This window comes from Frateuria edaphi (genome assembly GCF_021117405.1).
GTDB classification, from domain to species: Bacteria; Pseudomonadota; Gammaproteobacteria; order Xanthomonadales; family Rhodanobacteraceae; genus Frateuria_A; species Frateuria_A edaphi.
Genome location: NZ_CP088251.1, coordinates 2,431,263 through 2,456,282, shown reverse-complemented (window position 1 = coordinate 2,456,282; position 25,020 = coordinate 2,431,263). Strand labels below are relative to the sequence as shown.

Here is a 25,020-nt window from a genome sequence, read left to right as displayed (position 1 = left end):
TTCGAATCGGGGGAGGTCGTGGATGGGGCCTCGCCGATCGTACGGCTTGCCTGCATACGGAAAAATCGAATAATTCGAGGACAAAACTTTCGAATTGCTTACTTATGTCGCTCCCCAATCTCGACATGGACGCGTTGCGCAGCCTGGTGGCGATCCTGCACACGGGCGGCCTGGCCCGTGCCGCGGAACGCATCGGGCGCTCGCCTTCGGCGGTCAGCCAGCAGATGCGCAAGCTGGAGCTGCAGCTGGGCGAGCCGCTGTTCCGCAAGCAGGGCCGCCGCGTGGTGTTGACCGAGGCGGGCGACCGGGTACACGCCTACGCGCGCCGCATCCTGGAACTGAACGATGAAGCGGTCCACGCGGTGCGCGGTGCGGCGGTCGACGGCGTGGTGCGCTTCGGCCTGCCGGGCGACTTCGCCGAGTCCTGGTTGCCGGCGGCGTTGGGGCAATTCAGGAAAGCCTATCCAGCGGTGCGGGTGGATGTCCTGGTCGAGCCGAACCGGCTGCTGCTCGAACGGTTAGATCGCGGCGAGCTCGATCTGGTGCTTGCCATGAACCAGGGCGGGCGGGCGGACGCCCAGCGCCTGGCCACGTTGCCGATGACCTGGATCGGCCCGGCAGGAAAGGGCGAGGTCGTGCGGCCCGGCGCGGTGCTGGATCTGGCGCTTTACCAGCCGCCGTGTTTCTTCCGACAGGCGGGTACGGCAGCACTGGATCGGGCAGGCATCGCCTGGCGGCCCGCATTCGTCACCGCGAGTCTGCAAAGCCTGTGGGCGGGCGTCGCCGCGGGGCTGGGCCTCACCGTACGCACGGGCACCGACCTCCCGCCCGCGTTGATGCGGCTGGACGAGCGCCACGGCCTGCCGTCGCTGCCGGGTGTGGATCTGTGCCTGCATGCCGCCTCCGGCCCTTCTTCTGCGGCGCTGACACGGCTGCGCCAGGTGGTGGTGGAGCAGGCGCGAACGCATCTGGGTCGATCGGGACCCCGCGGGAAGTGACCGGATGCCGGGCTCTGCCGCGCTCCATGCATGGTCGCCCTCGAGGGGGTTATCGGGGCCTTTCGCTTCGCTGTGGGCTTTTTCGTTGCCCACACGCCCCTGGGCGTAAGAGGCGTTGATCCTTGCCTCTCACGTTCTGCCGATGACCAGCAAAGTTCTGCAGATCGACCTGCACGATGCCGGACGCGACGGCATTTATCGCGTCGTGCCCGACGACCCGATGACATTGGCCGATGACGCTGCCCGCGCCGGCCTGCGCCTCAGTCGCATCGATCTGCGCGAGTGCACGAGCCACCAGCGCGCGATGCGGTGCCTGGCCCAGGCGTTCGAGCTGGCGCTACCCGGGGATGACTGGTCCGAAGTCACGGCCAGCCTGCGCGATCCGGGCTGGCTGTCGGCGCCGGGCTGCGTGCTGGTGCTCGATCATGCCGACGTCCTGCGCGCCGAGGCGCCCGACGTCTACGCGGCACTTCGCGACCACCTGGCCGGCGTGGCCAAGGACTGGTACGCCCGCGGCGTGCCGTTTTTCGTTTTCATGGTGTTCCCGGACAGCGAGACGCTGGATGCCGCGATAGACGCCTGAGCCGGATGGACGGATCGGAGCCTTTTCGGGTCGAGCCCGAGGGATCCGTTCCGCGAGAGCCGGTCGAAAGCCCGGCGCAGGGCGCTTCCATGGGAGCCGTTGCCGTCCCACTTTGCCGTGGCGGTTTCGGGCACCACGGCGAGCTTGCAGGAGGTATCGCATGCAAATCGACGAGGCCTGGCCCGAGCTCCCTTACGACGCGTGGCGGGAGACCTATGCCACGTTGCACCTGTGGTCGCAGGTGGTGGGCAAGGTCGCGCTGGCGCTGGCGCCGCCGCTCAACCACTGCTGGGGCATCGCGTTCCACGTCACGGCGCGCGGCATGTCCACCCGGCTGCTGCCGTACGAGGCGCGGAGCTTCACGCTGGCATTCGACTTCATCGACCACGCGCTGGTGATCGACTGCACCGATGGGCAAACCCGCCGCCTGCCGCTTGAGCCGCGCAGCGTCGCCGACTTCCATCACGCACTGATGGCCGCGCTGCGGGAGATGGGTTTGGCGGTTCGGATCTGGCCGGTCTCGGTGGAGATGCCCACGCCCGTGCGCTTGGACGAGGACACCCGCCATTGCAGCTACGAGCCCGCATGGGCGCATCGGTTCTGGCGGATCCTGGTGCTGGTCGAGCGCGAGTTCGCGCGCTGGCGTTGCAGTTACGTGGGCAAGAGCAGCCCGGTGAATTTCTTCTGGGGCAGCTTCGATCTGGCGGTGACGCGGTTCTCCGGTCGCCGGGCGCCATCGCGCGAGGGTCCGGCGTTCGAGCGCGACGCGTATTCGCACGAGGTGATCAGCCACGGCTTCTGGCCCGGCAGTGCGCCGTTGCTGGAGCCGGCCTTCTACGCCTACGCGGTGCCGCCACCGGATGGATTGGCCAAGGCGCGGGTGGAGCCGCGCGAGGCGTATTTCCATCCGTCGCTCAGCGAGTTCATCCTGCCGTATGAAGCGGTGCGCAAAGCATCTTCGCCCGAAGCCGCTCTGCGAGCGTTCCTGCAAAGCACGTGGCGCCGGGCCGCGACGCTCGGGCATTGGGACCTGGCGGAGCTGGAGCGGCAATGACTGGCCAGATCATGCATCCGCCACCGGTAAACTGGGCGGCCCGCCACGAACCTGCAGTCAATCGATGATCAACAACGACGTCCTGCGCAGCATCCGCTACATGCTCGACCTCAGCGACAACAAGGTGGTCGAGATCGCCCATCTGGCCGACCCGGCATTCGCCCTGGAGAAGGACGACGTGCGCGCCTTCCTGCTGAAGGAAGACGAGCCCGGCTACCTGGCCTGCCGCGATGCCGTGCTGGCGCATTTCCTCGATGGGCTGATCGTGCATCGCCGTGGCAGGGACGAGAGCTTGCCGTCGCGGCCAGTGGAGAAGCGCGTCAGCAACAACGTGGTGTTGAAGAAGCTGCGGGTGGCCTTCGAGCTCAAGGACGTGGACATGCACCAGGTTTTCGAGGACGCGGGATTCCCCGTCTCCAGGCCGGAGCTCTCGGCGCTGTTCCGCCAGCACGGACACAAGAACTACCGTCCGTGCGGCGACCAGTTGCTGCGCAATTTCCTCAAGGGACTGACGCTGCGCGTGCGCGGGGCCTAGGCCGCCTTCGTCAGAAGCGCTCGCCGACGGGCAGGTAGCGCCACATGCCGACGGGCATCTTCGCCAGCGGCACCTTGCCGATGCGGATGCGCCGGATCGCCACCACGTCCAGGCCGACCTGCGCGCACATGTCGCGCAGTTGCCCCTCCTGCACGCCCTTGAGCGCGAAGCGCAGGCGGATCTCGTTCTGCCAGCTGACCTTGCACGGCCGCAGCGGACGGCCGCGATAGTGCAAGCCGTGGTTGAGCTTGTGCAGGCCATAGGGCGCGATCCGGCCGCCGACCTCGACCACGAATTCCTGCTCGATCTCGTCCCGGTCTTCGGTCAGCCGGCGCCACACGCGGCCGTCCTGGGTCAGCACCATCAGGCCGCTGGCTTCGGTTTCCAGCGGCACCAGCGGCGTCAGGCGATGGAAATGACGCTCGAGCAAGCGCACGCCCGAGGGATCGTCCGGCCAGCGTGTTTGCGGTTGCACCAGCCCCGCCGCGGCCTTGCGGCCCTTGATCGCGTCGTAGCCGACCGGCTTGTGCAGGAGGATCGTGGCCGGCTCGACGGCTTCCAGTTGCGCAGCCGGGTCGAGCGCGACGGCTTCGGTCGAGACCGGGTACGCCGGATCCTCCACCACGCGCCCGCCGACGGTCACCCAGCCGTTCTTGATGTACTGCTCGGCCTCGGTGCGTGAGCACCGGACCAGGTCGGCGACGTATTTCGCCAGTCGAACCGGATCGGACATGGATCAGTGCCGGAAATCGGGATGGCCAGTGTATCCGCCAGCATGCGCACTCTTGTGGAACGCGAGCGCCGTCGGGTGAGGTGCGATCACGCGCAGTCGTCGATTCGCCGCGTCGACTGCGTCCGGCGTGCACGGTCGGGGAGGAATCCCAGAATCGATCCCCAATCCGCGGAAACGAAATATCTTGCGATATTTCAAGAACTTGCGATTCGATTCTTCACCCGAAATTCGCCTTTTCCCGTGCTAGCGTCGACCGGTGGCGCGCGGTCGCAGTTGACGGCAAATGCCTCTGCATCGAATGCCACTCGTGGACGGCGGCGGGGAGCCGTGACGCACACGGTCATCATGATTCCTACGGGAGAGATGTTTCATGCAGACGAAGATTTCAATGCTGTGCCTGGCCTTGGGGGCGGCGCTGGGTGTGGCTGCGGTGCCGGCCATGGCCGCGCCCGCTGGTACCGCCTGGGTTGCCACCGCGACGCATGCTCAAGCGCTCGCGGCGACGGCCTCGGCGAAAGACCTGGCCGAGCCAGGCATGCCCATCCATATCTCGGTCGCGCTCAAGCTGCAGAACCGCCCGGTTCTCGACGCCTTCATCGCCGACGCGCACAACCCTCACAGCGCGATGTTCGGCGCCAGGCTGCTGCCGCAGGACGTCACCGCCAACTTCTCGCCCAGCGCTTCGCAGGTGCGGGCTGTGGTCGATTACCTGGCCAAGTCCGGTTTCACCAACATCACCGTCGCACCGAACCGGCTGATGGTGTCGGCCGACGGCACGGCTGCCGGCGCACGGACGGCCTTCGGCGCGCGCCTGGTCCACGCGCGTGACAGCCAGGGCCATGCGGCCTACGCGAACATCGACGACGCCAAGGTGCCGGCCGCGCTTTCCGGCACGGTGCTGTCGGTGCTCGGCCTGCAGACGGTCTCGCACGCGCACACCATGATCCGCACGGCCGGCAAGCCGGGCGGCGGCGGTGGCGCGGGCACCATCACCGGCCACAACCCGACCACCTTTCCGAGCATCTACAACGCCGGCGGCACGCCGACCGCGTCGACCGTGACGGTGGGCATCATCAGCGACGGCGACATGACCCAGCCGCTGAAGGACCTCGCCAGCTTCACCAGCAAGAACGGGTTGCCGGCGGTCAACACGCAGGTAGTGGTGGCCGGCGCGGCCGGTACCGACACCAGCGGCACGGCCGAGTGGGACCTGGACAGCCAGGACATCGTGGGCATGTCCGGCGGCGTGGGCAAGCTGATCTTCTATACCGCCACGTCGCTCAGCAACAGCGCGCTCACCACCGCCTACAACCAGGCGGTCAGCGACAACCAGGCGCGCGTCATCAACGTGTCCCTGGGCGAGTGCGAGACCTACACCTACCAGGACGGCACGATGGCGGCCGACGACCAGATCTTCGCGGTCGCGGTGGCGCAGGGGCAGACCTTCTCGGTGTCCACCGGCGATGCCGGCTCGAACGAGTGCGGAAGCAGCCCGCGCGGCACCACGCCGAGCTATCCGGCCAGCTCCCCCTACGTCGTGGCGGTCAGCGGCACCACGCTTGGTACCGGCAGCAACAACAGCTGGGCGAGCGAGACGCTGTGGAGCAAGGCCGGCGGCAGCCCGAGCACGGTCGAGCCCAAGCCGAGCTGGCAGACCCAGGGTGGCGGCACGACGCGCGACGTCGCCGACGTGGCGTTCGACGCCGATCCGAACTCCGGCTCGATCATCATCGTCAACGGCAGCAACGCCCAGTACGGTGGCACGAGCCTGTCGGCTCCGCTGTTTGCCGCCACCTGGGCGCGCATGCTGGCCGGTCATTCGTCGCTCGGCTTCGCCGGCCCGCACCTGTACCAGGTGCCGTCGAGCGTGTACCACGACGTCACCTCGGGCAGTAACGGTGGCGAGACGGCCACGACCGGCTGGGATTACGCCAGCGGCTTCGGCAGCATCATCGTGAGCAATCTCAACGCGAGCCTGTAAGACGAAGCTCGCCCGGTGGCTTCCGCCACCGGGCGAGTTAGCGCAAGGCGTGCGCCCCGCACCGCGAGAGTTCGGCGGTGATCCCGCTCTCTACCCTTCCATCCGCCAGCCGATGGTTTCGCCCGCGCGCATGGGTACGCCGGGTGTTCCGCCGAAATCCAGTTCCTCCGGTACGACCCACGGCTCTTTGCGAAGAGTGATCGTGGAGGTATTGCGCGGCAGGCCGTAGAAGTCGGCGCCGTGGAAGCTGGCGAAGGCTTCGAGCTTGTCCAGCGCGCCGGCGGCTTCGAAGGCCTCGGCATACAGCTCGATGGCGGCGTGCGCGGAATAGATGCCCGCGCAGCCACAACTGCTTTCCTTGGCGTGGCGCGGGTGCGGCGCGCTGTCGGTACCCAGGAAGAAGCTCGGATCGCCACTGGTGGCCACTTCGACCAGCGTGCGGCGATGGCTTTCGCGCTTGAGCACCGGCAGGCAGTAGCTGTGCGGGCGCAGGCCGCCGGCAAAGATCGCGTTGCGGTTCATCAGCAGGTGCTGAGGCGTGATGGTCGCGCCGACATGGGCCGGAGCGTCGCGCACGAAGCGGGCCGCCTCGCTGGTGGTGATGTGCTCGAGTACCATCCGCAGCGCGGGGAAATCGCGCAGCAACGTGGTCAGGTGGCGCTCCACGAACACCGGCTCGCGGTCGAACACGTCGACGTCCGGGTCGGTGACCTCGCCGTGCATCAGCAAGGGCAGGTTGTGCTTCTGCATCGCCTCGAACACGGCGTAACAGCGACGCAGGTCGGTGACGCCGCTGGCCGCGTTGGTGGTCGCGCCGGCGGGGTAATACTTGACCGCGTGGACGAAGCCGCTGGCGCTGGCCTCGGCGATGTCGTGGGGTGTGGTGGCCTCGGTCAGGTACAGCGTCATCAACGGCTCGAAATCCGCACCGGCCGGCAGCGCGGCCAGGATGCGCTCGCGGTAGGCGCGCGCCAGCGCCACCGTGGAGACCGGCGGCTTGAGATTGGGCATGACGATGGCCCGGGCGAAGCGGCGCGCCGTATGCGGCAGCACCGCGGCCAGCATGGCGCCGTCGCGCAGGTGCAGGTGCCAGTCGTCGGGGCGGGTCAGCGTGAGGTCGGTCGTGCTCATCGGCAAAGTTTAGCGGGATTGACGTTACGGGGAGCGCGACCGGACGAACGCCGCGGCTCGACCGGACTAGTACGGATGCTGCCGGTAGAATTGCTCGAGCTGTCGATACACCTCGGGCAGTTGGACGCGCAGGTTGGCCGGCTCCTCGAAAAACTGCTCGCTGGCCACCGCGAAGAACTCGGCCGGGTTTTCCAGTCCGTACGGGTCGATCGGCAGGGGCAGGCCGTTGCGATGGTCATCGCGCAGGCGATCCCATGCTTCGGAGAAGACGCGTGTCCACCTCCGCCGGTCCATGCGCCGGTGCAGGGGTGGAAAGCCGTTGGCGTCCCCGTTGAGCATGTCCAGCTTGTGGGCCATTTCGTGGATGACCACGTTGTGCCCGGGTTTGCCCCCGGCATCGAGCACGTCCGCCCACGAGAGGATCACCGGGCCGCGGCCCCAGGCCTCGCCTGCCATCACGGTGCGGGTCTGGTGGACCACGCCTGCCGCATCGGTGTGCGTGCGCCGCGGAATGAATGCGTCCGGATAGACGATGACGCTGTGCCAGCCGTCGTACCAGTCCAGGCCCAGTTTCAGGATCGGTATGCACGCGTGGGCCGCGAGCAGCACCCGGTCGGCATCGTCGAGTTCCAGCCCCTGGGTTGGCTCGAGCGATTTGCGTTCCAGGAACAAGGTGGCCAGCACGCGCAGCGTGGCCTGGTCGGAAGCGCCCAGGCGGCGAGCCGGCGCGCATCGGCGCAGCGCGTCCTGCCAAAGCGGTTCGGCGATGGGGCGGCGGGCGACGATGCGTCGCTCGCGCCAGTTTCTGATTTTGGCGAACATGGCCCTTCGAAATGGGTCTTTGCGTCTCCAGGCAATCAGGGCGATGGGCGCTTTCTCAAGCGCTTCCCGGAAAGAAGTCCCGGGGCCATGTCGATTCGTCGGGGACTGGATCGTCGTGGGAATGAGCCGCCAAGGGCGAGGGACTGCCAGGATGCCAACGGCAGGGAGTCGCCGTTGACCTTGGCGGCGCGGCACACAGACCATCACCAGCGAGGAGCCTCACGATGACCATCACCATCACCGCCTTCGAACGCTCGCCCGATGGCGGCAAGGGGCTGGCGCGCGATACGCGCGTGCGCTGGGCGCTGGAAGAGGTGGGCCAGCCTTACGACGTCCGCCTTGTTTCGTTCCAGGCAATGAAGGAACCCGCGCATCTGGCGATCCACCCGTTCGGCCAGATTCCCACCTACGAGGAGGGCGACCTCCGCCTGTTCGAGAGCGGCGCGATCGTCTTCCATATCGCCGAGCGCCATGCGGGCCTGTTGCCAGAGGATGCGGACGCCCGGGCGCGTGCGATCACCTGGATGTTCGCCGCGCTCAACACGGTCGAGGCACCGATCCTCGAACTGGTCATCGCCAAGTTCGTGGAGGGCGACAAGCCATGGACCCAGGAACGCCTGCCTCTGGTCGCCGAGCGCATACGCACCCGGCTGCGCCAGCTTTCCGCCCGCCTGGGCGATGCCGACTGGCTCGATAGCGCGTTCAGCGCGGGCGACCTGATGATGGTGTCGGTACTGCTCAGGCTCAAACCCTCGGGCATGCTGGCCGAGTTCCCCAGTCTGGCCGCCTACGTCGCCCGCGGCGAAGCGCGCCCGGCATACCAGCGGGCCTACGCGGCCCAGGCGGCGGTGGCGGCCCGGGCTGAGAAGGTGAATGGAGGGGCTTGAGCCCCATCCCCACACCGAAACGGCCGGCGGGCAAGTACAAGGTGGCGGCGATCCAGCAGGCGGTGCAATCGGCACCGGAGAGCAGTGCGCGCACGCCGTCCTGGAGGATGCTTCCGCGGCCAGGCCCCGGCAAACGTGAACAGTCGCCCGGGGCCTGTACCGTGAAGAAGAGCCCGTTCCGCCCGTAGCCCCGGGCGTGGCAGCCACCGCCGCGCATGGCGCGACCGGCGACGTTCCCTTTCTGCGCCCGTCACGCCCATCGGCGTAAGGAAATTGGTGCCGCGCCATGCGGGATGGATGCCCGCCCGCATGCCCCGCGGCGCGGAAGGGTGTCCTGCCCATGAGAAGCCTCACGCCATCCATGCGCGGCCTGCTGCCCGGCGAACAAGCCACGGTGCTCGGCCAGCTGCGCGAAGGCGTGATACTCACCGACCGCGAGGGGCGGATCACCTTCATCAACGAAGCGGCCGGGCGCTTCCTCGGCGTGTCGCAACTGGGCGTGCTGCCGGTCGACTACAGCCGCGTCTTTCATCTCCTTACCGAGGATGGCCAGCCCTATCCGGCCGTCGACCTGCCGCTGGCGCGTGCGGTGCGCGGGGAGACGGTTCCCCACGCGCGCTGGAGCATCCAGCGCGAGGACGGCACCCAGCGCATCGCCGGCGGCGCCGCGCAACCGCTTTTCGACGCCGAGGGCGTGATGACCGGCGCGGTGCTCACCTTCCACGACGACACCGCGCGGGTGCAGGCCGAGCGCGCGCTGAGCGATGCCGAGCAACGCTACCGGCTCGCCACCGAGGCCACGGAGGATGCGATCTGGGACTGGAATCCCCGGACCGATCGCACGGCCTGGAACGAGCGGCTGTTCGAGGCCTACGGCCATCGCTACACGGAGACCTCCTACGCCTGGTTCATTTCGCAGATCCACCCGGACGATCGCGGGCGCATCGATGCAGGCCTGCGCGAGGTGGTACATGCGGGCGGCGGTATCCATTGGACCGACGAGTATCGTTTCCGCCGTGCCGACGGTACCTACGCAAAGGTGTGCGACCGCGGCACCGTGGCGCGCGACGCCCAGGGACGCGCCATCCGCATGATCGGCGCGATGGTCGACGTCACCGAGCGCAAGCGGGCCGACCGCGCGCTGCGCCGGCGCACGCGCACACTCGAGATCCTCAATCGCACCGCCGCCGAGATGGCCGCCGAACTGGACCTTCCCCAGGTCGTGCAGCTGGCCACGGAGGCTGGCGTCGAACTGACCCGGGCAAGCATGGGCGCGTTTCTTTCCGAAACATTGGACGAAGCGGCTGGCGGCACGAGGCTGTGTGCACTGGCCGGCATCGATCGCGACGCGTTCGGCAGTCCGGCCAAGACGCGTGTGGCGGAGTTGTTCGGTCCGGTGATCGCGCACCGCCGGCTCTTTCGCTCGGACGACGTCACCGTCGATCCACGCATCGCGCACGAGGCCATGTCGGCCACGCCTGCGCCGATACGCAGCGTGCTCGCCGTCCCGGTAACGTCGCGATGCGGCGAGCCGCTGGGCGCCCTGGTGTTCGTTCATCCGGAGCCGGCGCGCTTCAAGGCACGGCACGAGCGCCTGATGGTCGGCGTGGCCGCGCACGCCGCGATCGCCATCGACAACGCACGGCTGCTGGCCACCGCCCAGCGCGAGGTGGAGGAGCGCCGGATCGCGCAGGAGCGCCTGCGCGACTTGAACGAAACGCTCGAAGCCCGCGTCGAGGCACGCACCCGCGAGCGTGACCGCGCCTGGGCCATGTCGCGCGACCTGCAACTGGTCATGGACGCCACCGGCATCATCCTCGCGGCGAACGAGGCCTCCGACATCCTGGGCTATCGGCCTGACGAGCTGATCGGGCGCAGCGCCGAGGCCTTCGTGCACCCCGATGACGTGGCCATCCACCTGGAAGCGATGTCGATGGCCGCGCTCGACCGTTTCCCTCCGGAGGAGATCCGCTGCCTGCACAAGGACGGCAGCTATCGCTGGCTGTCCTGGGTCAAGTCCGCCGACCAGGGCGTGCTCTACGCCAGCGGGCGCGACGTCACGCAGCAGAAGGAACAGGCCCAGGCGCTTGCCGCGGCGGAGGAGGCCCTGCGCCAGAGCCAGAAAATGGAAGCGGTCGGCCAGCTCACGGGCGGCATCGCGCACGACTTCAACAACATGCTGGCGGTGGTGATGGGCTCGCTCGACCTGCTCAAGCGGCGCGTGGGCGACAACCCCCGCGCGGTCCGGCAGATCGAGAGCGCGACCGACGCGGCCGGCCGCGCCGCCCTGCTGACCAAGCGGCTGCTGGCGTTCTCCCGCCAGCAGGCGCTGAATCCGCAGCCGATCGATCCCAACCGGCTGGTGGGCGAGATGTCGGAGCTGCTGCGCCATTCGATCGGCGCGGGCATCCGCCTGCACACGACGCTGGCCGACGGGCTGTGGCCCATCCGGGTGGATGCCAACCAGCTGGAGAACGTGCTGCTCAACCTGGCGGTCAATGCGCGTGATGCCATGCCCGATGGCGGCTGCCTCACCATCGAGACGGGCAATGTGCAGCTGGACAAACACTATGCCGCCGCCAACGGCATCCGTGCGGGCGATTACGTCCTGATCGCCGTCACCGACAACGGCAGCGGCATGCCGCCCGACGTGCTGGCGCGCGCCTTCGATCCATTCTTCACGACCAAGGAGGTCGGCAAGGGCACGGGCCTGGGGCTGAGCCAGGTGTACGGGTTCGTGCGGCAATCCGGCGGCCACGTGAAGCTCTACTCGGAGCCGGGCCAGGGCACCACGGTCAGGATCTACCTGCCGCGGCTGCGCGAAGAACCTGCCGCCGGCTGGGTCGCCGACAGCGACCCGGCCACCGCGCCCGGCGGGCTGCAGGAACTGATCCTGGTGGTCGAGGACGAGCCGTCGGTGCGCCAGTTCAGCGTCGATGCGCTGGAAGAGCTCGGCTACCGGGTGCTGCAGGCCGACGGTGCGCCGGCCGCGTTGCGGTTGCTCGACCGGCACCCGGATGTGGCTCTGTTGTTCACCGACATCGTCATGCCCGAGATCAACGGCCGCAAACTCGCCGACGAAGTGCACCATCGCCGGCCGGAGCTGCCGATCCTGTTCACCACCGGCTATACCCGCGACGCGGTCGTCCACCAGGGCGTGCTCGATCCGGATGTCGAACTTCTCGGCAAGCCCTTCACCATCGACGAGCTGGCGCGGAAGGTGAGGGCGATGCTGGATGGAGGCGAGTGACTGCAGGGCTGGCGTGGCCGTGCGGCGGGGCGCCGACCGACGCCGCCGATCACGCGATAATCCCAGGCTCCCGAGCCACGGCCAGCGCCGCATGTCCATCGTCCTCACCGATTTCGCCCTTCCGCGGCTGTTCCCGCGCGAGCCTCGCCGCAACACGATCCAGGACTGCACACCCGAGGCGTTCGAGCGCCACCTCAACACGGTCCCGCCGCTGAAGGTGCTCGATGGCTATGCGCCGTTCTGCAAGCTGCACGTGCATCACAACTGGACGTCCACGCGCTGCCTGGCGGTGCCGGTGACCGACGCGAACCGGCACCTGCTGCGCTCGGACTACGAAGCGCGCACCCGCGACGAACTGCCCGTGCTGGTGCGCTGGTTCGAGGGGCTGGAGCCGCCCGTGGCCGGTTACCTGATCCCGATCCTCTACAGCCGCGAACAGCTGGCGAAGGAGGGCACGTCCATCGCGGCCGATTGGGGCGTGGTCGGCTGCATGTACACCGCCGAGCCGGAGGAAATGCCGATGGCCCCGATCACGATGATGCGCAATGCATTGGGCGTGGAGGAGGGCGGCTCCGGCGTGCCGCTGGATCGGGAAGCCTATCGCCGCGGCGTGGAGTTCTGGCGCACGCACGCCAACTGGCGGGGGTAGTCGAAGGCGGTATGGAGGCTGGCCCGCGGCTACCTGTCGCCGTCCCGGGACGGTACGCTTCGGATTCCCTGCGGACCCATCGATATGGCCAAGAAAAAAGGCGCTTCCCGATTCGACGCAAGGCTGCTGCGCCCGGCGCAGCCGCGCAACGCATCCTGGGCCTTCGTGGTCCTTCCCGAAGAAGCCAGCGCGCGATTCCCGCGACGGGGAAGGACGACCGCGGAAGGCGCGATCAACGGGCAGCCGTTCGAGGCCACGCTCGAGCCGGATGGCCGGCTGAGCCATTGGTTCAAGGTGGATGCGGCGCTTTGCAAGGCCGCGGGCGCGACCGCCGGCGATATGGTCGCGCTCGAGATCGCGCCGGTCGCCAAAGAGCCGGCGCCGGAACTTCCGCCGGACCTGCGCCAGGCGCTGGACGACGCGCCCGAGGCGTTGGCGACCTGGGAGAACACCACCACGTTGGCCCGCGTGGACTGGATCCACTGGCTGACGTCGGCCAGGCAATCGGCCACCCGCGCCAAGCGCGTCGCCGACGCCTGCGACATGCTTGCATCGGGCAAGCGACGGGTGTGCTGCTTCGACCCTTCCGGTTACTACAGCAAGGCATTCGCGCCGCCGGAGCCTGCCGGCGAACCGTAGGTTATTCCGGTCGCGTGCCTGAGGTCTTGGCCGGGATCCATCAGTGGGCGGTACGCGATGGGAGCGCGACCTCGACGGTGCCGGGCGGCTTCGCCTTGCTGCACCTGCTCCGCAACGGCGTAGGCTTCGCCCATCCGGTGGCCGGAGGAGCGCACGCCATGCAGATGCCCGGGAACGACAGGCGGTTCGGTCAGGACATCGCCGCGCTTTACCAGGAACTCCTGGTGCCGCTGATCTTTGCGCCGTATGCCCTGGATCTCGCGACCCGGCTTGCGACGCGGCCTGTAGCCAGCGTGCTGGAACTGGCGGCGGGCACCGGCGTGGTGACGCGCGAAATGGCCTCGCGCCTGTCGCCGGGCGTGCAACTGGTCGCCACGGATCTCAACGAGAGCATGCTGGCCGTGGCGCAGAAGCTGGGGACGTCCAGGCCCGTACTCTGGCGCCAGGCCGATGCGTTGGCGTTGCCGTTCGCCGATGCGTCCTTCGATGCCGTGGTGTGCCAGTTCGGTGCGATGTTCTTTCCGGACCGGGCGTGCGCCTTTGCCGAGGCGCGGCGGGTGCTGCAACCCGGCGGCACGCTGTTGTTCAACGTGTGGGACCGCATCGAAACCAACGATTTCGCGCGGGTCATCCAGGACGCCGTTGCCGGGCTCTTTCCCGACGATCCGCCGCGTTTTCTGGAGCGCCTGCCGCACGGGTATGGCTCCAGGTCGGACATCGCGCGCGACCTGGCGGAGGCCGGGTTTGCCGGGAAGCCCGTGATCGAAACCGTCACCGCCGAAAGTACGGCCGAGACTCCCGCCATTGCTGCCGTGGCGTACTGCCAGGGCACGCCATTGCGCAACGAGATCGTGGCCCGCGATGCCTCGCGACTGGATGCGGCGACCGAAGCGGCCACCGCGGCCATGAGCGCGCGGTTCGGCACCGGCCCGGTCACCGGCCGGATCCAGGCGCTGGTGGTGCGTATCGAGCGTTGATGGATCGGCATCACGTTCGAGCCGGCTGGAAAAAGGACGGTTGACCGGGATCAAGGCGGGAAAGCGCGCGCGACCGGACCATGCGTGGGCCGGCAGCTGCCGGGATCCCCCCTTGGAGTCCACGATGCAATTCGAATTGTCCACCGCCCACCACGATGCGGCCTTGCTCACCACCGCCGTCCAGGCGCTGGATCCCCACGCCACGGTCGTGCTGGACTCAGGACGCGGTCGACTGGAAGTACTGGCCAGCGCGAGCAGCGCCCAGGTCCTCGACGCGCTGCTCGGCATCGGGTGCGTGGCCAGACCGCTGGAGAAAGAGGTGCACATCAGCGGCGGAAGCACCTGCTGCGGTCACTGCGGCTAGCAATAACGCAGCGAGGCGCCGGCCACCGGCGTCTGGAAGAATGGGCAGGCCGCAACCCGCGGTCTGCGCAGGTGGATCTGCATGACGAACGGTGGCCGCATCCGATGGACGTGGCGCGTGGCGCTCGTGCTGGTGGCGTTCGCGTTGGCCTGGCCGGCATGGCTGCGCCCGGTCGGACCTCGCGTCGGGCCGGTCCCGGCATCGCTGGGTGGCGACTGGCCGGTAGCTGCGCCTGCGACGCAAGGCCTCGACGATCGCACGCTCGAGAAGGCGTCGCGCGCGCTGCTGGACGGCCTGCGCATGCGCCCGCGCGACCTGCTGAAGATCGGCCGGCTGGTGCTCGACCACGGCCAATGGCACGGGCGCCAGCTGGTGCCCGCCGCGTGGATCGAACGCTCGCTGCGGCCGCAGCTGGCCACCGGCGTGAGCGACTTCCGCTACGGCGCCCAATGGTGGGCCGGCACGGTGCAGTGGCATGGGCGCCCGATCGCCTGGCATGCCGCTTTCGGCAATGGTGGGCAACGGCTGTTCGTGGTGCCGCAGCTGGACCTTTCCATAGTCACCACCGCCGGCGCCTACGACGAGCTGCCGACGGCCATCGCGGTGAACCGGCTGGTGCAGGGCGTGGTGGCTTCGGTACGCGAATGACCGCCGTGATGAGACCGGTGGTCGGGCGCATCGCGTCAAGGGAGCGAGGAGGTGGAAGAGGGCAGCGCTCCGGCTGGCGGATGGGGCGGGGGTCTCGCTTGCCATCGGCATGGTTCGGCAGGGTCGCGCGCGCATCCGCGCCGCGCTGCCGGCACCATCCCTCTTCCACCAGCGGTTATGGGCCGGCGCGGAGCGGCGGATGTTGACCTCGATCAATTCGGAGCAGGATCTTCGAGCGCCTTGGGTGTGTCGAGCCGCATCACGCCGGGCGTGTCGCGCAGATGCCCGCGCAGCCAGTAACCGTGTTCGGCGCCGACGAGTACGACGATGCGCCGTCCCGGGTTTTCCCGTGCCGCGCGCTGGACGACCTCCAGGAAATGCCCGTTCCAGGCTTCCCAGCCGGTGTGCTCGGCCGGTCCCATCAGCGCCTCCTGCAGCGCGTGCTTGGCGCGCAGCGCGTCGTCGGTGACGCGGTCATTGACGGCGGCGGGCGAGGTCCAGCGCGCCTTGAGCACCGTGTACAAGCCATCGACGTATTGGCCGAACGCCTTGGCCTGCGCCGGCTCGCGCTCGTTGAACGCCATGGTGCTGGCGCGATAGGGCGCGAGCAGCGTGTCGTAGAGCGGCTCGGCCGGTTCCATCGCGTAGACGCGCAAATGGTGGCGATCGATGAGCGGATAGATGACGGACGGATACTCCTGCTTGGTCTTTTCCGGCGGCCGGGCAGTGAGATCGTCCGGCTGCAGCTCGACGCACAACACATCCGGCTTGAGCCGTTCGATGGCGCGACCGAGCGCCGCGTTGTCGTAAGCCGGCACCTCGGCATGCATCTGGTGCAGCGTGTCCAGCACGACCACATTCGCCGGCCCGGTTTGCGCCATCGCTGCCATCGGCAGGGCCAGCCAGGCACCAAGAATCAGCCACCAACGCATTGCACGCTTCCGCAGTTTCGGGGTGCGTCAAGGTAACGGGTGGCGCGCGGTCGTCGCAGTGCCGGAAGCCACGCGCCCCGGGGCATGCGCCGGTATCCCATGCCGGAGAGAGCGGAAGTGGGCGGCGCCTCACAGCTGTTGATCTTCCGGTCACCGGGCGTAGTCATCGGCCGACAGACAGGCGCTGCATGCCGCGGCAAGCTTCGCTTCCGTACTCAAGCCCGGAGTTGCCATGGAACGCATCAGGACCACCGTCATCGCATTCGCTCTTTTCGCTTGCGCCTCGGGTGCAGGAGCGGTCGAGCGCCCCAGCGACCGGATCCGTCGTGATTCGCCGAAGGGAATCACAGAGGCCTTCTATGCCTGCATCGACGAGGCAAAGTTCAGCGATATCGACAAGGCCTACTGCGTGTCCCAGGAGCGAGAGCGGCAGGACCGCCGCCTCAACGCAAGTTACCAGGCCTTGTTGCACAAACTCGACGGTGATCGAAAGAAGAATGTGATCGAGGCAGAGCGCGCTTGGTTGAAATGGCAAGACAAGACTTCCCAGGTGGAAAGTGCGCTTTATGGGAGCGAACTCATGGGCAACCTGGAAGTGACCGAAAACGAGGCCTTCGCACTTTGTCGGCAGGCAAACCAGCTGGACGAGTATTTGGCTCTCGCCAACGAACTCTAATGCGGGCTCTTTTTTGAGATTGATCCGTTAAGGGAGTAACGGAATGGCAGGACCGGACACGCACGATGTAGATGCGCTCGCAGGCGCCATGTATTTCGTTGTTGGGCGCGCTACTGAGGGTGGGCCATCACCCTATCACCTGGCTATCGCCGGCATCACCATTCGGGGGGCAGAGCCCCGCTGGGGGAAAACGGAGGAGGTCGCAGCCGACAGTGGCTACTCGATCGGGGCTATCCAGGTCGATTTGGGAAAACGTGGGACATGGCCGCTTGGCGCTACGGAAAGCGCGCCTTTGAAGCCCGGCGAGACTACTTACGTGGACGCTCTCATCGCGCAAGCTGCGAAGTATGCGGAAGATCATTACCTGAGCTTCACTGCAGACAGGGCGGAGCTTCGCGAGCAATTGCTGTCCCACGGCGATGGCAAGGGCAACCGTAGCTCGCTGAGTTTCATCGATCCCGGCACGCGTGACAGCTTCAACGCATGGGCCGGATCCGAAGGTGGGAAAAAATGGATCCACAAAAACATCGACTACCCACAGATCCGCAACGCGACGCAGCAAGCGCTGGACATGCTGGATTCGGTGGGTCGGAACATCCCTGAGAACCATCGGCTGGAAACGGTTGCCATCCTCATGAAGACGGCTAACCAGCGGCCGTCCGAACTGCGCGAGTTCCGCGAGGTGCTGTCCGGTGGTGGCGATTACGATGATGTCTTGGCAAAGGCTCAAGAGATCGAACGTCACAACAAGAGCTACGCCGGAGCCAAAGCGGCGGCTACGGCCGGGCACTATCTGGAGACTTACAGTGATCCGGAGAAAGCCGCCGCGCTTGCCCGCGCCCAAACCAAAGTGGGAAGCGCGGAGTTCAATCCCGCGAGCTTTGCCAGTGATCAGGACCTGCAGGCGGGATTGAGAGCCATAGGCCAGGGGACGCCGATCCATGTCCTCCGCCAGGGCTCCCATGGCGAAGAGGTGGCCTTTCTACAGACCGATCTCGCCAGGTTGGGCATCACCGACGCCCACGGCCACGCGTTGAAGCCGGATGGCGATTTCGGCCCGAGCACCCGGCAAGCCGTCGTCGCGTTCCAGCAAGCGCATGGCCTGAAGGCTGACGGCCGTGTGGGCCCGAAGACGCTTGGCATCCTGGACGACGCCATCCAGCTACAAGCCGCGAGTCTGGCCGACCGCAGCCATCCCGGGCACCCGCTGTTTTGCCAGGCGCTGGACAAGGTTCATCTGATTGACGCGAAGTGTGGGCGCACGCCAGACGAGCTGTCGAACAACGTGGCCGGTGCATTGGCCACGGCGGCACAGGCGCAGGGGCTTACCCGCATCGACCACGTGGTGCTGGGCGAGAACGCCACGCGCGCTTTTGCCGTGCAGGGCGCGCTCGATTCGCCGTTCAGGCGGTTTGCGGGCGTGGACATCCTGCAGGCGCTCGCCACGCCGCTGGCGCAAAGCAGCGTAGATTTCCTCGCGGCGGCGCCGCGAGCGGAAGAATCGCTGGCGGCTTTACCTCAACAGACGCTCGCCCCGCCCGCGCTGCAGGACGCCCATCGCTAGCGGGCTACCGCCTTGGACGGCAAGGGCATGACGGGGCCCCGGATAAAGGGGTTCCTATCCCATGGGAGCCGCTGGGCGATACACCGCAAAGCGAACGGTCGATGCGCCAGCCGTCGCCATTGGCCGGCAAGAACCTGCGGCTCCGTTTGCTGCTAAGTTCCGGGGCTGTCCATACGCCTGCCGGAGGTCTTCCATGTCCCGTGTCGCTCTCGCTGGTTCATCGGTCGCTGCCCACCGCGGTCCGTGGCGCCTCGCGCTGGCCGTATCGATCGCCCTTGCGGCCGGCGTGGCCAATGCAGGGCAATCCCCGAGCGCCCACGTGCCGCCGCCGCAAGACACGCCCTATCCGGGCACCGTTGCGATCCACGTCGATGCAAGCGACACGCGGCAGGGCATCTTCCGCGTCCACGAGACCCTGCCGGTGCAGGCCGGTGCGCTGACGCTGCTGTATCCGAAGTGGATTCCCGGCGACCACTCCCCGAGCGGCCCGGTCGCGATGCTTGCCGGCCTGAAACTCAGCGCGGGTGGCAAGCCGCTCAAGTGGACGCGGGACGAATACGACGCGTACGCGTTCCACGTGGACGTACCTGCCGGCGTGTCCTCTATCGAAGCGGATTTCCAGTACCTGTCCAGCCGCGATGGCGGCTACGAAATGACCGACCGCATGCTGGACCTGGAGTGGAACAAGGTGGCGCTGTATCCGGCCGGCCACTTCTCGCGTGGCATCACCTTCGCGCCCAGCGTGACGTTGCCGCACGGCTGGCAATTCGGCAGCGCGCTGGAGCCAGCGGGCCAGGCGAAGGTCTCGTCCGGAGGCGACACCACCACCTTCAAGCCGGTGCCGTTCAACACGCTGGTCGATTCGCCGATCTACGCGGGCCAGTACTTCAAACGCGTCGATCTCACGCCGAAGGGGGGCGCGCCGGTGCACCTGGACGTCGTCGCGGATGCTCCCAAGTATCTGGAGATGAGCCCCGAACAGGTGCAGGGACATCGTGCGCTGGTGGCGGAGGCGACGACGCTGTTCGGCTCGCACCACTACGACCACTACGACTTCCTGTTCTCGCTGTCGGACCAGTTGGGTGGCAACGGGCTGGAGCATCACCAGTCCAGCGAGAACGGGCTGGAGGCCGACTACTTCACCGCGTGGAAGGAAGCCGCGCCAGGGCGCGACCTGCTCGCGCACGAGTACACCCATTCCTGGAACGGCAAATTCCGCCGGCCGGCCGACCTGTGGACGCCCAACTTCAACGTGCCGATGGGCGACTCGCTGCTGTGGGTGTACGAGGGCCAGACGCAGTATTGGGGTTACGTGCTTACCGCGCGCGCCGGTCTGTGGACGCCCGGACAGTTCCGCGACGCGCTGGCCATGACGGCCGCCAACTACGACCGCAACCGCGTGGGCTTCCACTGGCGCACGCTGGAGGACACCACCAACGACCCGACGGCGGCGCATCGCACCGGCCTGCCGTATCGCAGCTGGCAGATGAGCGAGGAGTACTACAGCGCCGGCCAGATGATGTGGCTGGAAGTGGACGCCAGGCTGCGCGCGCTGACCCACGACAAAAAGTCGCTGGACGACTTCGCGCGCGCGTTCTTCGGCGTCGACAACGGCAGCTTCGTGACCAGGACTTACACCTTCGACGACGTGGCTGCTGCATTGAATGGCGTGGCGCCGTACGACTGGGCGGGCTTCCTGCGCGCGCACGTGGACACGCTCGACCCGCCGCTGCTCGATGGCCTGGAAGGCACCGGCTGGAAGCTCGTCTACACCGACCAGCCGAGCGACTACGAAAAGCAGTACAACAGCCGGCCGCAGTCGCCGCGGCACCTGTACAACTTCGCCTGGTCGATCGGCCTGACGCTGGACGATCACGGGCAGATCAACGACGTGCGCTGGGATGGCCCGGCCTTCAAGGCAGGCGTCAGCACCGGCGCCACCATCGTTGCCGTGGACGGCAAGGACTTCTCGAACGACGTGCTGAAGAACGCGATTACCGCCGCAAAGAGCGGCAAGGCGCCTATCAAGCTGCTGCTCAAGTTCCAGGGCGGCTACCGCACCGTGCCGGTGGATTACCACGGCGGCTTGCAGTATCCGCACCTGGTGCGCATCGAGGGCACGCCGGATTACCTGAGCGAGATCATCACGCCGCGCACGAAATAGCAGCCGCGCAAACGGTTGCCTGGACGAAGGCGGGACGGCCCGGCCCGCCTTCAACACGGCATAACCGACCGCGATCTACCCTGCCGCCATGAAAGGGCGGCGGGCATTCCTCAAGCGATGGAGCCGCATCGCGTTGGGTGCGGTCGGGGGCATGGTCGTGCGTCGCGTGCCCGCGGAGAAGGCGACGTGGCCGCCGGATCACGGAAGTCGAGCGCTGGTGACCCTGTTCCTGTGTGGCGACGTCATGCCCGGTCGCGGCATCGACCAGATCCTGGGCCATCCGTCGGATCCGGCCTTGCACGAGGACTACGTGCACGACGCGCGCCAGTACGTGGCGCTGGCCGAACGGGCCAGTGGCCCGATCCCGCGGAAGGTGGACGCCGATTACGTCTGGGGCGAGGCGCTCGCACAGTGGAAGGCGCGCCGGCCGGCACTGCGTATCGCCAACCTGGAAACCAGCATCACGCGCCACGGTCGCCCCTGGCCCAAGGGCATCAATTACCGCATGAACCCGGCCAACGTCGGCGTGCTGACGGCCGCGCGATTGGACTGTTGCGGGCTGGCCAACAACCACGTGCTGGACTGGGGTCACGAGGGCCTGGCGCAGACGCTGGCGGTGCTGCGGGCGGCGAGGATCGAGGTCGCCGGTGCCGGCGAGCGACTTGCAATGGCGCAGGCACCCGCGGTGCTGCCGCTGCCCGGCGGAAGGCGGCTGCTGGTTTTCGCCGCAGCCACGGGTGATGCGGGCGTGCCGGAGGATTGGTCAGCCGAGGCGAGACGTGCAGGGGTCTGGCGCCTGCCGGACCTGTCCGCGGAGACGATCGCCCGAATCGCGGCCGAGCTGGCCCATTACAGGCAGCCAGGCGACCTGGTCGCGTTTTCGCTGCACTGGGGTGGCAACTGGGGTTACGAGGTGGCCCCGCAGGAGCGCGCGTTCGCCCACGCACTCATCGACGAAGCCGGCGTGCATTTGCTCCATGGCCATTCCTCGCACCACCCCAAGGCGATCGAAGTGCACCACGGACACCTGGTTCTTTACGGGTGTGGCGATTTTCTCAACGACTACGAAGGCATCGGCGGCCACGAGGCATACCGCGGCGACCTGGGCCTGATGTATTTCCCGCAGCTGGAGACCTCGCATGGGCGGCTGTGCGAGCTGGCGCTGGTGCCGACGCGCGTCCGCGGCTTCCGCATCCAATCGCCGATGCCGGAGGACCGGCGCTGGTTGTTTGCCGCCATGCGCCGCGAATACGGCCGCATGGGTTGCGATGTCGAGGAAAAGCCCGACGGCAGCTGGGCACTGGTGTGGTGAAGTGGATGGCCATGCGGTTTTTGCGGGCCAGCGCACAGAGTATGAATGTTACATGCCTGGCTTACACCTGACTTGCCAGTCCCTTCACGCAGGGTGAAACAGGCTTCACGGCCATTGGGCCGTCGACTTTCTGGATGGCAATGCAGTGGTATTTCCGGCAGCGGTCCGGCCCCGGACCACGCGCCGATACATACAGGAAATCCTGAATGGTCAGTGTCGTCGCTCGCATAAAAAAAATAAGAAGAGCCATCGTCAAGAAAATGCCCGACCCCGTCTATTACCCCTATCGGTACTTCCAGATCTACGGGCGGGTAGGCAATCTCGCGCAACCGAAGCGCTATTCGGAAAAGATTTTCTACCGGATGCGGCATCCGTTGCCGATTTTCGGGATGCTGGCCGACAAGGTGGCGGTACGCGACTACATCGCCGAAGCGGTGGGCGAGCAGTACCTGGTACCGGCCTTTTTTTCCTGTGGCCAAGTGACTCGCGAAACCTTCGACGCATTGCCCGACACCTTCGTCATGAAGGCGAACCACAGCGCGGGACAGACACGCATCGTCCTCGACAAGAAGTCCGAAGACCTGGACGCGCTGGCGCGTCTTGCCAACGGCTGGTTGAAATCGGATTTCTCGATAAGGCAACGGGAAAAGCACTACCAGCAGATCCCGCGGAAAATCATTTTCGAAGAGGCGCTCCTGGGAGCCACGGGCGAACCCCCGGACGACTACAAGTTCAACGTGTTCAACTCCGGCGGGACGGGCGAACCGTTTGTCTTCGTGCAATACGTCCACGACCGCTTCAAGGACATGACGCAGGACTTTTACCTGGCGGACGGCAGCCCCGCGCCCTTCAGCTTCCGGGGCCTGAAGCCCAGCGGCAAGCCGCTGCCGCAGGTGCACGGGCTCGACGAGATGATGCACATCTCCAAGAAGCTGGCCGAGCCCTTCGGCTTCCTGCGCGTGGATTGCTACTACCACGCGGGACGGGTCTACGTCGGCGAGCTCACGGTCACGCCGGGCGCCGGCATGTATGCGCTGTCGCCGCCGCATTGGGACGAGATGCTCGGGGATCGGTTCCGCTGGCCCGAAACGGCAGGGCGGGGCCGATAGGCGTCGTACCTTCGCTGTTCCAGCGAAAAGGGAGGCGGCATGCGCCGCCTCCCCGCTTCGGTCGATGACGGTGTCAGCGGTTACTTGTGACCGTGGCCCGTACCGGACCCAGTGTTGCCGCCATCGCTGCTGCCCGTGCTGCTTACCGCGGCCCGTACGGCGGCATTGGCATCCAGGATGCCGGCGCCGATCGAGGTCCGTCGCGACGGCTTGATGCTCGGCGCGTAGGCAGTGCTCTGCAGGATGCCCAGCACCGCGCTGGGCGAGAGCAGGGCCTGGCCCGATGCCAGGCGTGCGCTCTGCATCAGCGCGACCGCGCCGGCCACATGCGGCGTTGCCTGCGAGGTGCCGGCATAGCCGCCGTACGTGCTGTCGTTCGGCACCGGCGTGGTGGTGCCGCTGTTGAGGGCCTGCCAGATGAAGCCGTCGTTGGACTGCGTGCCGCTGCTGCCGTCGTTTGCGTAGATGCCGCCGCCCGGCGCGGCCAGTTCCACGGCCGAGCCATAGTTCGAGTAGAACGCACGACGGCTGGTGATGCCGGTGGCGGCCACGGTGATGACGCCCGGGCAGCTGGCCGGCGAGAACCGGGACGCGTCGGCGTTGGAGTTGCCCGCCGCGACCACGACCACCGCGCCCAGGCTGTTGGCCTGCTCCACGGCCAGGCCCTCGGGATCGGTGGCGCTGCACGTACCCGAGCCACCCAGGCTCATGTTGATCACCTGCGCCGGATGGGTGTTGTCGGGCACGCCGTCCACGTGACCGCCGGCCGCCCAGACGATCGCGTCGCTGATGTCGCTGTCGTAGCCGCCGCAATGACCCAGCACGCGCACCGGCAGGATCTTCGCGTTGTACGCGATGCCCGCCATGCCCTGGCTGTTGTTGGTCAGCTCGCCGCCGGCCGTGCTTGCGACGTGGGTTCCGTGCCAGGAGCTGTCTTCGGGCGGATTGCTCGAGTTGGTGCACGCGGAGAGGTACGGCTCGGTGGTGGTCCAGTCACCCAGGTCCCAGCCGCCCGGCGCACGACCGTCGGTCGCGCGACCCGAAACCATCGAGTCGGTGATGAAGTCGTAGCCCGCGTCGGCCAGCGAAGTGTCCACGTCGACGTGGCTGGTGATGCCGGTGTCGAGCACCGCGATCGTGATGCCGGTGCCGTCGGCCACGTCCCAGGCGTTGTTGACGTTGCTGCCGCCGTGGTTGGCATCGCCGAACGCGGTGACCGAGCCGTCGGCCGCCTTCAGGTCCCACTGGTAGTTGCCGTAGTAGGTGTCGCTCGGCGTGAAGGTCGCCGGTTGCAGCGCCTTGGGCGCAGAGAAGTCGCGTACCGGGTGGCGCAGCACGTCGGGTGCGACGCTGAGCACGGCCGGGTCGGAAGCGATCTGCTTGATCAGCGCGGTCGCCTCGGCCTTGTCCAGCTTGCGCGAGGTATGCACCAGGTCCGAACCGATGGCCAGTTTGCGCTGGTAGACGGCACGGGGCATGGCCCGGCCAGCGACAGCCTGCGCCAGGCCGGCGCGGCTGATCGCCGCCTGGACGTTCTGCGCGGCCGCGGCGTGGTCGGACCGCTCGGCGGCCCCCTTGCGATAGGTCACGATGAACCGGTCGTACTGCCCGCCGTCCTTGAGCGAGCTGATGTTGTAACGGGTCGTCGTCGGCGCCGTGCTGGCGGCGTTGGCCGAAAACGAGAGTGCAACCGCAATGGAAGCGCCAAGCAGCGCCTTGATTCCGAAACGATGATGCATGCGTGTTCCTCTGACAGTGGCAGCCGCGCTTGCGCGGCCGCCCAGGGTGAGGCGGATGCGTAGACCGAGATGGACAGCAATCCCCCATGGCACCCGGCCCCGACCTGCAGTGCCGGCCCCTCCGGGTGTTGGTTTCGACGCTAAGGCAGGTGGGCGTCCGTGGTTTGTGAAACACGGCCATTAAAAACGGGACACAGTTCACCGAATCGTCCGTGCCGCCGGGGATCCGCTTTTTCGTCGATGTCAGCAGACGTAATGGCCGGCTGCCGGGCG

General features: G+C 67.3%; 22 protein-coding genes. 17 read left to right on the top strand and 5 right to left on the bottom strand.

The features are described 5' to 3' along the window. Positions 1-104: 104 nt before the first annotated feature. The 4 genes from LQ772_RS11490 (at position 105) to LQ772_RS11475 (ending at position 3,170) form a co-directional block, all read left to right on the top strand. Positions 105-998, top strand: a complete 894-nt coding sequence (locus LQ772_RS11490) for a LysR substrate-binding domain-containing protein (RefSeq protein ID WP_231320960.1) — start codon at positions 105-107, stop codon at positions 996-998. Positions 999-1,140: 142 nt separating this feature from the next. Next, complete coding sequence (locus LQ772_RS11485) at positions 1,141-1,581, top strand: barstar family protein (RefSeq protein ID WP_231320959.1); 441 nt, start codon at positions 1,141-1,143, stop codon at positions 1,579-1,581. A gap of 160 nt (positions 1,582-1,741) precedes the next feature. Then, positions 1,742-2,635: a DUF5996 family protein gene (locus LQ772_RS11480; protein ID WP_231320958.1), complete on the top strand. Its 894-nt coding sequence runs from the start codon at positions 1,742-1,744 to the stop codon at positions 2,633-2,635. Between the two features lie 64 nt (positions 2,636-2,699). Continuing rightward, positions 2,700-3,170, top strand: a complete 471-nt coding sequence (locus tag LQ772_RS11475; RefSeq protein WP_231320956.1) for a YehS family protein — start codon at positions 2,700-2,702, stop codon at positions 3,168-3,170. Between the two features lie 10 nt (positions 3,171-3,180). Here LQ772_RS11475 and LQ772_RS11470 read toward each other — a convergent pair whose 3' ends face one another. Further along, positions 3,181-3,903, bottom strand: coding sequence for an rRNA pseudouridine synthase (locus LQ772_RS11470; protein ID WP_231320955.1), 723 nt, complete (start codon positions 3,901-3,903; stop codon positions 3,181-3,183). A gap of 370 nt (positions 3,904-4,273) precedes the next feature. Between LQ772_RS11470 and LQ772_RS11465 the strand changes: the two genes are divergently transcribed. After that, positions 4,274-5,884 carry a S53 family peptidase gene (locus LQ772_RS11465; RefSeq protein WP_231320953.1) on the top strand — a complete coding sequence of 537 codons (1,611 nt, stop codon included), beginning with the start codon at positions 4,274-4,276 and terminating at the stop codon, positions 5,882-5,884. 90 nt (positions 5,885-5,974) lie between these two features. Here the strand turns inward: LQ772_RS11465 and pyrC are convergent, their stop codons facing one another. Both pyrC and LQ772_RS11455 read right to left on the bottom strand, forming a co-directional pair. Then, positions 5,975-7,015 carry a dihydroorotase gene (gene pyrC / locus LQ772_RS11460; RefSeq protein WP_231320951.1) on the bottom strand — a complete coding sequence of 347 codons (1,041 nt, stop codon included), beginning with the start codon at positions 7,013-7,015 and terminating at the stop codon, positions 5,975-5,977. Between the two features lie 66 nt (positions 7,016-7,081). Then, the gene (locus LQ772_RS11455) at positions 7,082-7,837 is read right to left on the bottom strand and encodes a M90 family metallopeptidase (RefSeq protein WP_231320950.1); all 756 of its coding nucleotides are present in this window, start codon (positions 7,835-7,837) and stop codon (positions 7,082-7,084) included. Positions 7,838-8,061: 224 nt separating this feature from the next. Between LQ772_RS11455 and LQ772_RS11450 the strand changes: the two genes are divergently transcribed. The 7 genes from LQ772_RS11450 (at position 8,062) to LQ772_RS11420 (ending at position 15,251) form a co-directional block, all read left to right on the top strand. Continuing rightward, complete coding sequence (locus LQ772_RS11450) at positions 8,062-8,724, top strand: glutathione S-transferase family protein (RefSeq protein ID WP_231320949.1); 663 nt, start codon at positions 8,062-8,064, stop codon at positions 8,722-8,724. A gap of 340 nt (positions 8,725-9,064) precedes the next feature. Then, positions 9,065-11,974, top strand: coding sequence for a PAS domain S-box protein (locus tag LQ772_RS11445; RefSeq protein WP_231320948.1), 2,910 nt, complete (start codon positions 9,065-9,067; stop codon positions 11,972-11,974). 91 nt (positions 11,975-12,065) lie between these two features. Further along, positions 12,066-12,623 (top strand): DUF3228 family protein, encoded by a 558-nt coding sequence (locus tag LQ772_RS11440; protein WP_231320947.1) that lies wholly within the window; start codon positions 12,066-12,068, stop codon positions 12,621-12,623. Positions 12,624-12,707: 84 nt separating this feature from the next. Then, positions 12,708-13,262, top strand: coding sequence for a YdeI/OmpD-associated family protein (locus LQ772_RS11435; RefSeq protein WP_231320946.1), 555 nt, complete (start codon positions 12,708-12,710; stop codon positions 13,260-13,262). Between the two features lie 14 nt (positions 13,263-13,276). Continuing rightward, on the top strand, positions 13,277-14,239 hold the full coding sequence (locus LQ772_RS11430; RefSeq protein ID WP_231320945.1) for a class I SAM-dependent methyltransferase: 963 nt from the start codon (positions 13,277-13,279) through the stop codon (positions 14,237-14,239). Between the two features lie 124 nt (positions 14,240-14,363). Beyond that, a complete protein-coding gene (locus tag LQ772_RS11425) occupies positions 14,364-14,603 on the top strand; it encodes a hypothetical protein (RefSeq protein WP_231320944.1) in 240 nt (79 codons plus the stop codon). Positions 14,604-14,684: 81 nt separating this feature from the next. Continuing rightward, on the top strand, positions 14,685-15,251 hold the full coding sequence (locus LQ772_RS11420; protein WP_231320943.1) for a serine hydrolase domain-containing protein: 567 nt from the start codon (positions 14,685-14,687) through the stop codon (positions 15,249-15,251). Positions 15,252-15,463: 212 nt separating this feature from the next. Here LQ772_RS11420 and LQ772_RS11415 read toward each other — a convergent pair whose 3' ends face one another. Continuing rightward, positions 15,464-16,183, bottom strand: a complete 720-nt coding sequence (locus LQ772_RS11415; protein ID WP_231320942.1) for a hypothetical protein — start codon at positions 16,181-16,183, stop codon at positions 15,464-15,466. A gap of 232 nt (positions 16,184-16,415) precedes the next feature. Between LQ772_RS11415 and LQ772_RS11410 the strand changes: the two genes are divergently transcribed. The 5 genes from LQ772_RS11410 to LQ772_RS11390 all read left to right on the top strand — a co-directional run bounded on the left by LQ772_RS11410 (position 16,416) and on the right by LQ772_RS11390 (position 23,008). Further along, positions 16,416-16,859, top strand: coding sequence for a lysozyme inhibitor LprI family protein (locus LQ772_RS11410; protein ID WP_231320940.1), 444 nt, complete (start codon positions 16,416-16,418; stop codon positions 16,857-16,859). A gap of 43 nt (positions 16,860-16,902) precedes the next feature. After that, on the top strand, positions 16,903-18,423 hold the full coding sequence (locus tag LQ772_RS11405; RefSeq protein WP_231320938.1) for a peptidoglycan-binding domain-containing protein: 1,521 nt from the start codon (positions 16,903-16,905) through the stop codon (positions 18,421-18,423). A gap of 193 nt (positions 18,424-18,616) precedes the next feature. After that, positions 18,617-20,587, top strand: coding sequence for a M61 family metallopeptidase (locus LQ772_RS11400; protein WP_231320937.1), 1,971 nt, complete (start codon positions 18,617-18,619; stop codon positions 20,585-20,587). Between the two features lie 217 nt (positions 20,588-20,804). Continuing rightward, positions 20,805-21,899: a CapA family protein gene (locus tag LQ772_RS11395; RefSeq protein WP_231320935.1), complete on the top strand. Its 1,095-nt coding sequence runs from the start codon at positions 20,805-20,807 to the stop codon at positions 21,897-21,899. A gap of 206 nt (positions 21,900-22,105) precedes the next feature. Next, positions 22,106-23,008, top strand: coding sequence for an ATP-grasp fold amidoligase family protein (locus tag LQ772_RS11390; RefSeq protein WP_231320933.1), 903 nt, complete (start codon positions 22,106-22,108; stop codon positions 23,006-23,008). Between the two features lie 80 nt (positions 23,009-23,088). Here the strand turns inward: LQ772_RS11390 and LQ772_RS11385 are convergent, their stop codons facing one another. After that, positions 23,089-24,747, bottom strand: coding sequence for a S8 family peptidase (locus tag LQ772_RS11385; protein ID WP_231320932.1), 1,659 nt, complete (start codon positions 24,745-24,747; stop codon positions 23,089-23,091). Positions 24,748-25,020 lie beyond the last annotated feature (273 nt).

Bases quoted from the DNA above. Each gene is read 5' to 3' on its own strand.
- LQ772_RS11450 (WP_231320949.1), top strand. From the start codon at position 8,062: ATGACCATCACCATCACCGCCTTCGAACGCTCGCCCGATGGCGGCAAG.
- LQ772_RS11490 (WP_231320960.1), top strand. From the start codon at position 105: ATGTCGCTCCCCAATCTCGACATGGACGCGTTGCGCAGCCTGGTGGCG.
- LQ772_RS11480 (WP_231320958.1), top strand. From the start codon at position 1,742: ATGCAAATCGACGAGGCCTGGCCCGAGCTCCCTTACGACGCGTGGCGG.
- LQ772_RS11470 (WP_231320955.1), bottom strand. From the start codon at position 3,903: ATGTCCGATCCGGTTCGACTGGCGAAATACGTCGCCGACCTGGTCCGG.
- LQ772_RS11405 (WP_231320938.1), top strand. From the start codon at position 16,903: ATGGCAGGACCGGACACGCACGATGTAGATGCGCTCGCAGGCGCCATG.
- LQ772_RS11410 (WP_231320940.1), top strand. From the start codon at position 16,416: ATGGAACGCATCAGGACCACCGTCATCGCATTCGCTCTTTTCGCTTGC.
- LQ772_RS11385 (WP_231320932.1), bottom strand. From the start codon at position 24,747: ATGCATCATCGTTTCGGAATCAAGGCGCTGCTTGGCGCTTCCATTGCG.
- LQ772_RS11465 (WP_231320953.1), top strand. From the start codon at position 4,274: ATGCAGACGAAGATTTCAATGCTGTGCCTGGCCTTGGGGGCGGCGCTG.
- LQ772_RS11435 (WP_231320946.1), top strand. From the start codon at position 12,708: ATGGCCAAGAAAAAAGGCGCTTCCCGATTCGACGCAAGGCTGCTGCGC.
- pyrC (WP_231320951.1), bottom strand. From the start codon at position 7,015: ATGAGCACGACCGACCTCACGCTGACCCGCCCCGACGACTGGCACCTG.
- LQ772_RS11425 (WP_231320944.1), top strand. From the start codon at position 14,364: ATGCAATTCGAATTGTCCACCGCCCACCACGATGCGGCCTTGCTCACC.
- LQ772_RS11420 (WP_231320943.1), top strand. From the start codon at position 14,685: ATGACGAACGGTGGCCGCATCCGATGGACGTGGCGCGTGGCGCTCGTG.
- LQ772_RS11455 (WP_231320950.1), bottom strand. From the start codon at position 7,837: ATGTTCGCCAAAATCAGAAACTGGCGCGAGCGACGCATCGTCGCCCGC.
- LQ772_RS11390 (WP_231320933.1), top strand. From the start codon at position 22,106: ATGGTCAGTGTCGTCGCTCGCATAAAAAAAATAAGAAGAGCCATCGTC.
- LQ772_RS11475 (WP_231320956.1), top strand. From the start codon at position 2,700: ATGATCAACAACGACGTCCTGCGCAGCATCCGCTACATGCTCGACCTC.
- LQ772_RS11440 (WP_231320947.1), top strand. From the start codon at position 12,066: ATGTCCATCGTCCTCACCGATTTCGCCCTTCCGCGGCTGTTCCCGCGC.
- LQ772_RS11415 (WP_231320942.1), bottom strand. From the start codon at position 16,183: ATGCGTTGGTGGCTGATTCTTGGTGCCTGGCTGGCCCTGCCGATGGCA.
- LQ772_RS11445 (WP_231320948.1), top strand. From the start codon at position 9,065: ATGAGAAGCCTCACGCCATCCATGCGCGGCCTGCTGCCCGGCGAACAA.
- LQ772_RS11485 (WP_231320959.1), top strand. From the start codon at position 1,141: ATGACCAGCAAAGTTCTGCAGATCGACCTGCACGATGCCGGACGCGAC.
- LQ772_RS11400 (WP_231320937.1), top strand. From the start codon at position 18,617: ATGTCCCGTGTCGCTCTCGCTGGTTCATCGGTCGCTGCCCACCGCGGT.